The organism is Flavobacterium sp. (assembly GCF_044361015.1).
Classification (GTDB): domain Bacteria; phylum Bacteroidota; class Bacteroidia; order Flavobacteriales; family Flavobacteriaceae; genus Flavobacterium.
In genome coordinates this window covers 1-12,912 of the sequence record NZ_JBIKJL010000057.1, presented here as the reverse complement: position 1 = coordinate 12,912, position 12,912 = coordinate 1, and the positions used below count along the sequence as shown (strand labels likewise).

Annotated in this window: 8 protein-coding genes; 7 read left to right on the top strand and 1 reads right to left on the bottom strand. The window is 35.0% G+C overall.

The features are described 5' to 3' along the window. A partial coding sequence (locus ACIQ2Z_RS11165; protein WP_396184225.1) for a SusC/RagA family TonB-linked outer membrane protein occupies nt 1-1,688 on the bottom strand: 1,688 nt, incomplete at its 3' end. A 226-nt stretch (nt 1,689-1,914) separates the two neighbouring features. Here ACIQ2Z_RS11165 and ACIQ2Z_RS11160 point away from each other — a divergent pair. The 7 genes from ACIQ2Z_RS11160 to ACIQ2Z_RS11130 form a co-directional block, all read left to right on the top strand. Further along, nucleotides 1,915-2,940, top strand: a complete 1,026-nt coding sequence (locus ACIQ2Z_RS11160) for a LacI family DNA-binding transcriptional regulator (RefSeq protein WP_396184224.1) — start codon at nt 1,915-1,917, stop codon at nt 2,938-2,940. 200 nt (nt 2,941-3,140) lie between these two features. After that, entirely contained in the window at nt 3,141-4,469 is a 1,329-nt protein-coding gene (locus ACIQ2Z_RS11155) for an SLC45 family MFS transporter (RefSeq protein ID WP_396184223.1), read from the top strand. A 10-nt stretch (nt 4,470-4,479) separates the two neighbouring features. Then, the gene (gene pgmB / locus ACIQ2Z_RS11150) at nt 4,480-5,136 is read left to right on the top strand and encodes a beta-phosphoglucomutase (protein WP_396184222.1); all 657 of its coding nucleotides are present in this window, start codon (nt 4,480-4,482) and stop codon (nt 5,134-5,136) included. 3 nt (nt 5,137-5,139) lie between these two features. After that, entirely contained in the window at nt 5,140-7,443 is a 2,304-nt protein-coding gene (locus ACIQ2Z_RS11145) for a glycoside hydrolase family 65 protein (protein ID WP_396184221.1), read from the top strand. Nucleotides 7,444-7,520: 77 nt separating this feature from the next. Next, nucleotides 7,521-9,383: a glycoside hydrolase family 13 protein gene (locus ACIQ2Z_RS11140; RefSeq protein ID WP_396184220.1), complete on the top strand. Its 1,863-nt coding sequence runs from the start codon at nt 7,521-7,523 to the stop codon at nt 9,381-9,383. A 3-nt stretch (nt 9,384-9,386) separates the two neighbouring features. Next, a complete protein-coding gene (locus ACIQ2Z_RS11135; RefSeq protein WP_396184219.1) occupies nt 9,387-11,783 on the top strand; it encodes a TIM-barrel domain-containing protein in 2,397 nt (798 codons plus the stop codon). Next, a partial coding sequence (locus ACIQ2Z_RS11130) for an alpha-amylase family glycosyl hydrolase (protein ID WP_396184218.1) occupies nt 11,780-12,912 on the top strand: 1,133 nt, incomplete at its 3' end. The genes ACIQ2Z_RS11135 and ACIQ2Z_RS11130, both read left to right, overlap by 4 nt.

Genomic DNA, 12,912 nt, shown 5'->3' with positions numbered 1-12,912 from the left:
ACTAGAACAACATCTGTCTCAGTAATATAATTGTCTTGATTACCTGCATCATTGAATCTTCTGTAATTTTTTGAACCGAAACTTGACCCGGTAAACTTTTGATAAGAATAACCACCTGTTACTTCAGCTCTAAAATTTTCTAATGATTTACTGTATACTAAGTAGGCATCTAACAATGTGTTCTCTCTTTCACTGGTAAATTCAGTATAACTACCATTTGTTAAGATTGCTGTCGTATTACCATTCCGTTCACCATCAGGATTTTCTCTAGATAATTCATTTGAACCGCAGCCTTTACTTTTATCCAATCCTACATTTATAACCGCTCTCATATCTTCAAAGAAATGAAGCTTATAATCTAATTCGAAATTTCCAAAAATACGATTTACTTCTGTGCTGTTATTTCTTTGTAATAAAGCAGCAACCGGGTTACGATTTACACCATTTAAGGCAAGACCGTTTGCATCAGTATACTGAAAGAAACCGCCATAAGCTGAATTTGAATCATAAACAGGTTTAGTGGGATCAAAGCGAATTGCACCGCCTTCTACACCATCCGCAAATCTATTTTTTTCATTCGATAAGTTAGCATTCAATCTTACTTTTAAATGATCTTCAAAGAAATTAGGATTCATCGCTAAATTAGCCGAATTTCTATTAAATGAACTGGTTAAACGAAGACCTTCTTGGTACGTATTCCCAACAGATAAACGAGTTGGTATTTTTTTGAATAAAGAACCTTTCACTGTTAACGTATTTTCAACTAAATCAGTTCTTCTGTAAATTTCATCTTGCCAATCTGTATTGTAATAGATTTTTTCTCCAGGATTGTTTAGATCATCTACTCCTAATCTATTTAAAAACTGTGGTCTGTTTTCTTCCACCATAGCACGATAATCGTCACTAGAGAAAACATCCACCTTATTTGCTACATTACCAGAACCATATTGAAAATTATATTCAACAGCTAATTCTTTTCCGCCTTTTTTAGTAGTAATAATAATCACCCCATTAGATGCACGAGAACCGTAAATAGCCGTTGCAGAAGCATCTTTTAATACAGTAAAACTCTCGATGTCATTTGGATTGATAGAAGCTAACACAGAGGTAGCACCTCCAGCTACTTCACCAATTGGCAATCCATCAATTACAATCAACGGATCGTTAGAAGCTCCTAAAGAGGAACCGCCACGAATTCTAATAGCAGATCCTGAACCCGGTTGTCCACTAGTGTTAATGGTCACCCCGGCAACTCTACCATTTAACAGGTTTTCCGCTGTTACGTTAGCACCTTTGTTAAAATCTTTTGTAGAAACTTGTACTACAGAACCTGTCGCATCTTTTTTCTTAACAGTTCCGTAACCAACCAAAACTACTTCTTCTAGTTTTGCTGCTTCTTCTTCCAAAGAAACATCGATTGATTTTTGTGAAGTATAAGTCACATCTACTGGCTTAAATCCTACATAGGAGAATTCAATCACATCGCCATTATTTACATTTGACAGCAAATATTTACCATCAAAATCAGTTGTAGCACCTTTAGTGGTGCCTTTAATAATTACATTTACTCCCGGCATTGGTTGAGCTGATCCTTTATCAGTTACAACCCCGCTTACTGTGCTCTGAGCCAGCACGCTAAGGGGCAGTAGAAGCAATAAAAATAACAACTTTTTAGAAATTGTTTTCATACAGTTTGTTTAGGTTAAAAATTGTGTTTTGAGCTTATATTTTTTACTTCGAGGTATAAATTTAAGGAAATTTTACGATGTTTTGAACAAAGACCTGCAAAAAAGACTCCGAAAACGTTTTCGTGTTGAAAACTTTTACAATATTCGCTATTTTAGAGTCAAAAATTCCGATTCTAAAAAAATAAAATTATCTTTATTCACAAATTACTAATGACTTAAAAACAATATGAAAAGAAAAGTTACTTTAAAACAAATTGCGAAGGAATTAGATGTATCCATTTCAACCGTTTCAAAATCACTTAAAGACAGTTCTGAAATTAGTGAAGATACCCGTCAAAAAGTACAAGCTTTTGCCAAGTTATACAACTACAAACCCAACAATATCGCCTTAAGTTTGAAAAACAAGAAAACGAAAACAATTGGAATTATTATTCCGGAAATTGTACATCATTTTTTTGCAACTGTAATTAGTGGTGTTGAAAATGTTGCGAATGAACACGGCTATAACGTTATCGTATGTTTATCAGATGAATCTTTTGACAAAGAGGTCATCAATATGGAAATGTTGGCTAATGGAAGCATTGACGGCTTTATTATGTCTTTGTCAAAAGAAACTCAGCAAAAGAAAGACTTTCATCACATTAAAGAAGTTATTAATCAGGGGATGCCGGTTGTAATGTTTGATCGAGTCACCAATGATATTCTGTGTGACAAAGTTATTATTGATGATAATTTAGCTGCTTTTCAAGCCGTACAAACCTTAATCGATAAGGGGTTGAAAAAAATTGCACTAATAACAACAGTTGACTATGTTAGTGTTGGCAAATTAAGAACAGAAGGTTATTTAAAAGCTTTAAAATCGAACGATATTAAAGTTGACGAGAATTTAATTTTAAAAATAGAGGACATCGATCATTGTGATGAAGTAATTGAAAACTTATTAAACACCCAAACTATTGAAGCCATTTTTGCCGTGAATGAACTTTTTGCCGTAACAGCAATTAAAGCTGCTCTTAAGAAAGGATTAAAAATTCCTGAAGACATTGCTGTAATAGGTTTTACAGATGGTATTATCTCGAAATACTCTTCTCCCAGCATCACAACAGTGAGTCAAAACGGAATAAAAATGGGTGGAAAAGCAGCTAAAATGCTTATCGAAAGACTGGAAAGCGAAGACGAAGATGATGAACATTACAGAACTGAAGTGATAGAAACTCACTTAGTTGAACGAGAATCTACGCCAACGTTGTAGTTGTTGTCAATACTTGAATTTATTGATTTTTAATAGATCAACCTCTTTGCTTATGTTTTACATTTTTTTCAAAAAAATAGTTTTCGATTAAAAAAAAACTATATTTGTAATTAATTATCAAGACTTATATTTTTTACTTCGAACCCATAAGTTTTGATAAGCAGTATAGCTTATCGTAATATTAATTAACAATTACGATAATGAAAAAACCCAAATTAAGTTTTTGGCAAATTTGGAATTTGAGCTTTGGATTTCTAGGAGTTCAAATAGGTTATTCTTTACAAAATGGTAATACGAGTAGGATTTTAGAAGCTTTAGGTGCAGATGTTCACAGCATCGGCTTTTTTTGGCTTGCAGCTCCTTTAGCCGGTCTATTTGTACAACCCATCATTGGATTATCAAGTGATAAAACATGGACCAGATTAGGAAGACGTGTTCCGTTTATTTTAGGCGGAGCAATTGTTTCTGCCCTAGCGATGTATTTCATGCCAAATGCGGAATATTTTACGCATCTGCTTCCAGCTTTGGCATTTGGTGCCATCATGTTATTATTAATGGATACTTCCTTTAATGTAACCATGCAGCCTTTTAGAGCTTTAGTGGGCGATATGGTTGACGATGACCAAAAGAATTTGGGTTATTCCGTCCAAAGTGCTTTGATTAATTTTGGAGCTGTTTTCGGTTCGTTGTTACCCTTTATTCTCTCAAAATTGAATGTGGCTAATATACCTGCCGAAGGTGAAAAAGTTGCCGATTCGGTTGTTTGGTCATTTTATATTGGAGGAACAATTTTATTATTAAGTGTGTTATGGACAGTTTATAAAACGAAAGAATATCCACCAAAAGAACATGCTGAATATAATAATATTGATTTGGAAGCCAATGAAAGCAAACCCAAAGTAAGTATTTGGAGTTTAATTCCTAATGCACCGAAGATTTTTTGGCAATTAGGTATTGTTCAATTTTTTTCTTGGTTTTCTTTATTCTTGATGTGGGTCTATACCACAAGGGCTATCGCAAATCAAGTATGGGGAGCTGAGGCATTAGACCCAAAATCAATTGCTTTTAATGAGGCAGGTAATTGGACTGGCGTTATGTTTGCTTTTTATAGTGGTATTGCCGCAATATTTGCTTTTTTAATTCCATCCTTAGCAAAAAAATATGGTAGAAAAAATGTGTATAGTTTTTCCTTAATATTGGGAGGACTTGCGTTAGCTTCCATTTTCTTTGTACACGACAAAACAATACTTTTAGTCTCTATGATTGGAGTTGGAATGGCTTGGGCATCAATTTTAGCTATTCCTTATGCCATGCTTTCCAGTTCTTTACCTGCTGAAAAAATGGGAGTTTACATGGGCTTATTCAATGCAACCATTACCATTCCTCAAATAGTAGCAGGACTTATTGGTGGAAGTATAATTGCTCTTTTTGACAATTCACCGGTGGCTATCATCGTCATATCTGGAATTTCAATGATTCTTGCAGGATTGTCAGTTTATTTGGTAAAAGAAAAATCCTTAGTAAACTAATTATTCTTCAATGAATCAAAAATGTTTTATTTTCGATCTAGATGGTGTTATAGTTGACACTGCTAAATACCATTTTTTAGCTTGGCAAAAATTGGCTCAACAACTTGGGATTGATTTTACCCCTGAACACAATGAACAATTAAAAGGAGTGAGCCGCGTTCGGTCGTTAGAAATTATCCTTGCATTGGGAAATATTGCAGCCTCACAAGAAGACAAAGAAATTTGGCTTAAGCAAAAAAACAATGAATATCTCTCTTATTTAGTAACTATGGATGAAAGCGAAGTTCTGCCGGGTGTTTTGCCTGTGTTGGCTTTTCTAAAAGAAAAAAATCAAAAAATTGTTTTGGGCTCAGCCAGTAAAAACGCTAGACCTATTTTAGAAAAGGCAAAAGTAATCGACTATTTTGATGCTGTTGTGGATGGAAACGATGTTTCAAATGCCAAACCGGATCCTGAGGTTTTTCTTCAAGGAGCCAAAAAAGTTAATTTATCTCCGGAAAAATGTATCGTTTTTGAAGATTCCGTTGCCGGAATACAAGCCGCAAATATCGGTGGAATGACAAGTATAGGAATTGGGGATGAAACTGTTTTAAATGAAGCAGATTATGTGTTTCCGGATTTTACCCATATCGATTTAAATTTTATAGAAAACCTAGTGAATAAATAAAAAATGAACCAAGATTATATCATACCAGATAACTGGTCGATTATAGAAGAAGGATTTGAGCAAGACCTGGTTAAGTCTTCTGAAAGTTTGTTCAGCATTGGAAACGGTGCGATGGGACAACGAGCGAATTTTGAAGAATACTACTCCGGAAAAACATTCCAAGGTAGTTATATCGGCGGCATTTATTACCCTGACAAAACAAAAGTGGGCTGGTGGAAAAACGGCTATCCCGAATATTTTGCTAAGGTATTAAACGCTCCTAATTGGATTGGAATCAACATCGAAATTAACGGCGAAAATCTCGACTTAGCCAAATGTGCAGCAGTGAAAAATTTTCGAAGAGAATTAAATATGAAAGAAGGATGGTACCATCGCTCTTTTATAGCAACACTTCAAAACGGAACTGAAATTGAGGTGCAAGTGCGTCGTTTTCTTTCTATTGATTTGGATGAAGTAGGTGTGATTAATTATCAAATAACTGCATTAAATCAGGATACTACAATTGTTTTCAAACCATATATTGATGCCGGCGTGCATAACGAAGATGCCAACTGGGAAGAAAAATTCTGGGAACCATTAGAAGTTAAAAACAATGGAAACGAAGCTTTAGTAACAGCTAGAACATTTAAAACGCACTTTACGGCTACTACTTTCATGCAAAATACCATTTTGGTTGATGGTATATCTGTAAATACATCGCCTTTCAATGTTGCGTCTTCCAATGAAACCATTGAATTTTCATATGAAGTATCTATTTCCAAAAATCAAACTACAACAATTCAAAAAATAGGCGGATACACGGTTTCCATGAATCATGAAAACACACAAATAGCTGCTCAAAAAGCAATTGCTGATGCCTTAAAAATAGGTTACGACAAATTACTTGAAAATCAAATCAAAGCTTGGGCAAAAATTTGGGAAATGAGTGATATTACCATCGATGGCGATGTGAAAGCTCAGCAAGGTATTCGTTTCAATATTTTTCAACTCAATCAAACGTATCTTGGAAAAGATTCTCGCTTAAATATTGGCCCAAAAGGATTTACCGGCGAAAAATATGGTGGGTCAACTTATTGGGATACGGAAGCTTATTGCATTCCCTTTTATATGGCAACCAAAGACCAGCAAGTGGCTAGAAATTTACTGGCCTATCGGTATAATCAATTGGATAAAGCTATTGAAAATGCAGGGAAATTAGGTTTCAAAAACGGAGCAGCTTTGTACCCAATGGTAACGATGAACGGCGAAGAATGTCATAATGAATGGGAAATTACCTTTGAAGAAATTCATCGTAATGGAGCTATTGCTTTTGCTATATTTAATTATTACCGTTTTACCGGAGATTACAGCTATATTCCGGAAAAAGGGCTAGAAGTTTTAATAGGAATTGCCCGTTTTTGGCATCAAAGAGCCACTTATTCAACCTATCGAAATCAGTATGTGATTTTAGGTGTTACCGGTCCGAATGAATATGAAAACAACGTGAACAATAATTTCTATACCAATTATATTGCGAAATGGTGTATTGATTATACAGTGCAACAGATTAATAAAATCGAAAAAGAGTATTCAACTGATTACACAAGAATTTTAAATAAAGCAAAACTCTCACAATCAGAAATCAATCATTGGAAAGAAGTAGCAGACAATATGTATTTTCCCTATTCGGAAGAACATGATGTCTATTTGCAACAAGATGGGTTTTTAGATAAAGAACTAGTAAAAGTTACTGATTTAGATAAAAGTCAGCGACCCATTAACCAAAAATGGTCTTGGGACAGAATTTTACGTTCGCCATATATCAAACAGGCTGACACCTTGCAAGGGTTTTATTTCTTTGAAGACCATTTCAGCAAAGAACAATTGGAAAAACATTTTGATTTTTATGAGCCGTTTACCGTTCATGAAAGTTCACTTTCGCCTTGTGTTCACTCAATCCAAGCGGCTGGTTTAGGCAGAATGGAACAAGCGTACACCTTTTATTTACGAACCTCCCGTTTGGACTTAGATGATTACAATAAAGAAGTGCACGAAGGTTTACACATTACTTCAATGGCCGGAACATGGATGAGTATTGTAGAAGGTTTTGGTGGCATGCGTGTGAAAAATGAAACTTTACATTTTGATCCAAAAATTCCATCACAATGGAAAGGATTTTCATTTAAAATTAATTTCAGAAATCAAATTTTAAAAGTTTCAGTTCAATCTAATGAAACAAAGTTTTCGTTGGAAGGAAATAAACCTATTACTGTTTTTGTTAACGGAAAAGAAATTTTGGTGGAGCCTAATAGTTTGGTAACCGTATAATAAACTCTCGCAAAGACGCTAAGTCGCAAAAGTATTGCTTAGCGTCTCTGCGACTTTGCGAGATAAAACAATCAATCATGAAAAAAATTTCATTACTTCTGTTTTGTCTCGCATTTTCATTTTTATCAGCTCAAGTCAACCGAATTGAACCACCCAACTGGTGGACCGGATTTAAAAATGAAAACCTGCAATTGTTAGTGCAGCATCCCAATATTGGGGCTGCTACGCCAAAAATTTCATATCCGGGGGTATCGATTATCAAAGTTAATCAAGCTAAAAGTCCCAATTATCTTTTTATTGATATCGCAATCGACAAATCCGCTAAACCCGGTACTTTCAACATTGTTTTTGAACCTGAAAAAGGTAAAAAAATAATTCAATCCTATGAGTTAAAAGCAAAATCAAAACCTTCCGAAGAGTTCATCGGTTTCAATAGTTCCGATGCTATTTACCTTATTACGCCCGATCGTTTTGCCAACGGAAATGAAGCGAATGATGTCGTGAAATCTATGCAAGAAACCACCTTAGACAGAACCCACGACTATAAACGTCACGGTGGCGATATTCAAGGAATTACCAATCATATTGATTACATCAAAAATCTAGGATTTACCGCTATTTGGCCGACTCCGGTTTTGACAAATGACATGAAAAATGCTTCGTACCACGGCTATGCGATGACCGATTTTTATCAAGTCGATCCGAGATTCGGAACCTTAACCGATTATAAAAATTTAGCCGAAAAACTTAGTCAAAATAACATGAAATTAATCATGGATCAGGTCGCAAATCATTGCGGTAGCGAACATTGGTGGATGAAAGATTTACCTTTTTCAGATTGGGTAAATTATCAAGAATTGTATGAGAAAGAAAAAAAATATGTCACTTCCAATCACCGCAGAACCAGCAACCAAGATTTGTATGCCTCCGAAAAAGACAAAAAAGAAATGGCCGATGGCTGGTTTGTTTCATCCATGCCCGATTTGAATCAACGCAATCCTTACTTGGCAAAATACATCATTCAAAACAGCATTTGGTGGATTGAAACACTTCAATTAGGCGGTATTCGACAAGATACATATCCTTATCCTGACAAGACTTTTATGTCCAATTGGGCTGGTGCAATCATGACTGAGTATCCGAATTTTAGTATTGTAGGAGAAGAATGGAGTACGAATCCTTTATTGATTGGATACTGGCAAAATGGAGCTTCTAATCATGACGGCTACGTATCAAATTTACGTTCATCGATGGATTTTGCCATGCAAACCATCATTCCGCAAGCCATCAAAGAACCGGAAAGTTGGGACAAAGGTTTCGCTAAACTTTATGACGGTTTAGCCAATGATTTTCATTATGCTTCACCCAAAGATTTGATGATTTTTCCCGACAATCATGACATGGATCGCATTTTTACCCAAATGGAGGAAAATGTAGAAAATACAAAAATGGCATTAGCTACGTATTTAGTCTTACCTCGTATTCCACAGGTGTATTATGGAACTGAAATACTTATGCAAAACACTGCCAAGCCAGGCGATCACGGTTTAATCAGAACCGATTTCCCAGGCGGATGGAAAGGAGATAAAGTAAATGCTTTTACCGGTGATGGACTTTCTGCTGATAAAAAAGACATGCAAAACTATTTGACTAAAATTTTAAATTACAGAAAAAACAGCAAAGCCATTCACGACGGAAAAACAATTCATTTTGCACCTCATAATGGAGTTTACTCTTTATTTAGAACGTTGAATGATGAAATTGTCGTTTTGATTTTAAATAAAAACGAGTCAACAAAAGTAGATTTATCAATTTATGAAGAACTAAATTTGAAAGGTAAAAAAATGAAAAACATTTTAACTGGAGAAGAAATTATTTGGGATAAAGAAATGACTTTAAACAAAAAAGGAGCATTTATTTTTACTACAAAATTGAATTAACGAATGAAAAAACTCTTTTTACTAGTATTTCTTTCTACAGTTGGTTTTGCACAAAATGCCGATCGGAAATACTTATCCCATCAATTAAATGAAAACGTTTTGGAGATAAAAACTTCTGATGGAAGGTATTTTATTCAATTCTATACTGATAAAATTATTGAAACTACTTTTGTTCCCGAAGAAGAAAAATTCAATTCCATTTCGCATGCGGTTGTTTTAAAACCAAACACTAATGGTTTTCAATTTAAACAATCAACTGATTATTTAGAAATAAAAACTAGTTCTTTAGAAGTTCAAATTGTAAAATCGCCATTTCAAATTTATTACTACAAAAATGGAACGTTGCTTCTTTCCGAAAAATTAGGCTATTTCAAACGCAAGCACGAACCACTTGAGAGAGTCAAAGGAAATATTGTCTATGATTCCACCGAAGTCATTCAATTCAATATTAACTCCACCGAAAAATTATATGGTGGTGGAGCTCGTGTTTTAGGAATGGATAGACGCGGCAATCGTTTGGCGTTATACAATCGAGCTGATTATGGCTACGAAAGGCGTTCGGAATTGATGAATTTCACGCTACCAATCGTGATTTCTTCCCAAAAATACATGGTTCATTTTGATAATGCACCTATTGGTTATTTGGATTTGGATAGCAAAAAAGAAAATGTTTTAGAATACGAAACTATTTCCGGTCGCAAAACCTATCAAATAATTGTAGGTGATTCTTGGGAAGATTTAGTTTCTAATTATACAACATTAACCGGAAAACAACCGTTGCCACCACAATGGGCATTAGGTAATTTTTCTTCAAGATTTGGTTATCATTCCGAAGCCGAGGCGAGACGAACGATTCAAAAGTTTCAAGACGACAAAATACCTGTAGATGCCATCATTCTAGATTTATATTGGTTTGGAAAAGAAGTACAAGGCACGATGGGAAATCTGGAAATTTTCAGAGACAGTTTTCCAACTTTTGAAAAAATGGTCGCTGATTTTACTAAAATGGGCATTAAAACTATTCCAATTACAGAACCATTTATTTTAACCACTTCCAAAAAATGGCAAGAAGCAGTTGATAAAAAAATACTGGCAACAGATTCCATCGGAAGACCTTTTACGTATGATTTTTATTTTGGAAACACCGGAATCATTGACATTTTTAAACCGGAAGGTAAAAATTGGTTTTGGGACATTTATAAAGACTTGGCGAACAAAGGCGTAGGTGGTGTTTGGGGCGATTTGGGTGAACCCGAAGTTTTTCCCGCTGCTGCCAAAACGTATGGTGGAACAGCTGACGAAGTACACAATATCTATGGACATAACTGGGCAAAATTAGTTTTTGAAGGTTATCAGAAAGATTTTCCAGCACAAAGACCATTTATCTTAATGCGTTCAGGTTATTCAGGTTCGCAACGATATGGCATGATTCCGTGGAGTGGAGACGTAAATCGAACTTGGGGTGGATTATCCGGTCAAGTAGAGATTTCTTTACAAATGGGAATGCAAGGTCTCGCCTACATGCACTCCGACTTAGGTGGATTTGCCGGTGCAAATTTAGATGACGAATTGTATGTACGGTGGTTGCAATACGGGGTTTTCAATCCAATCTTTCGTCCGCATGCACAATCAGATGTGGCTTCTGAACCTGTTTTTAGAAGTGATTGGGCAAAAAGTTTAGCAAAACAAGCAATAGAATTGCGTTATCAAATGCTTCCTTACAATTATAGTTTAGCTTATGAAAATTCGCAAACAGGTATCCCTTTGATGCGTCCGCTGTTTTTTGAAGAACCGGAAAATGTAGCACTATTGACTAAATCAGACGGCTATTTGTGGGGGAAAGATTTTTTGATCTATCCGATTATGGAAGCGAATAAGTCTATTAATGAAGTGTATTTCCCTAAAAATAGTAATTGGATTGATTTTTATTCAAATAGAAAATACATAGGTGGCTCAACGGAAATAATTTATGTGCCCAAAAATTACATTTCTACTTTTGTACGAAGTGGCGTTTTGATTCCAATGACCAAAGTCGTTCAGACTACTCAAAATTATTCCAATTCAAATTTAGATTTGCGTTTATATTTTGATGAAAAAGTTACTTCAAGCGAGCGTGAATTTTATTTTGATGAAGGAAACAATTCTTCGACAAACAATCCAGAACTACTAAAATGTGAAACTGAAATCGAAGGCAAAGAATTAACGATTTTGATCGAAAGTAATTCCATAAATTCCAACGGGAAAAATGGTGAATTTTCTATTTATCAATTGAATAAAAAACCGAAATCAATTACTATCAATGGTAAAAAAGCAAAATTTATTTACAATAAAAAAAATAATGTCTTATCTTTTGATTATACCCATAACAGTAGCAAAACAACTATAAAAATTAAATTATGAAGTACTTTTTTTTCACACTAATCTTATGCTGTATGGTTTTAGGATGTTCACCCAAAAAAGAAATCGTTCAAAGCAAAACTCCTTTTGTTTGGGAAGGTGCCAACTTGTACTTTCTTCTAATTGACCGTTTTAACAATGGCAACCCTGACAATGACAAGATTATTCCACGTGACAAAAAAACAGGAGTACTTCGCAATTTTATGGGTGGTGATATTAAAGGAATAACTCAAAAAATTGACGAAGGTTATTTTACTGATTTGGGAATCAATGCCATTTGGATGACACCTGTCGTAGAACAAATTCACGGATCTGTAGATGAAGGAACCGGAAATTCCTATGGTTTTCATGGGTATTGGACAAAAGATTGGACGAATATCGACCCAAGCTATGGCATGAGAGAAGACCTCAAAGAGTTGGTAGAAAAAGCACATGCAAAAGGCATCCGAATTGTTTTAGATGCTGTGATTAACCACACCGGACCTGTTACCGAACTAGATCCGGTTTGGCCGGAAAGTTGGGTACGTGTCGGACCGAAATGCTCTTATGACACCTATAAAAATTATATAGATTGTACGCTAGTAGAAAACCTTCCGGACATTAAAACCGAAAGTAATGAAAACGTAGAATTACCTCCAATGTTGGTTGAAAAATGGAAGAAAGAAGGTCGTTACGAACAAGAAGTAGCCGAATTGGATGCTTTTTTCAAACGAACAGGTTATCCAAGAGCTCCGAAATATTACATCATGAAATGGTTGGCAGATTACATCACCGATTTCGGAATTGACGGTTATCGTGTGGATACTGTAAAACATACCACCGAAGATGTTTGGGCAGATTTTTCTAAAGTTTGTAAAGACGTGTTTGCACAGTACAAAAAAGAGAATCCTAAAAAAGTGCTAGATGACAACGAATTCTTTTTGGTTGGTGAAGTGTATGGTTACGGAATCAATGGCAAACAACTCTATAATTTTGGCGATAAAAAAGTAAACTATTTTGAAAACGGATTTGCGTCGCTTATCAATTTTGATTTTAAAGGAGATGCAAACAAACCCTATCAAGAACTCTTTTCAAACTATTCCAACATTTTGAATTCTGATTTAAAAGGGTTGAGTGTGATGAATTATGTGAC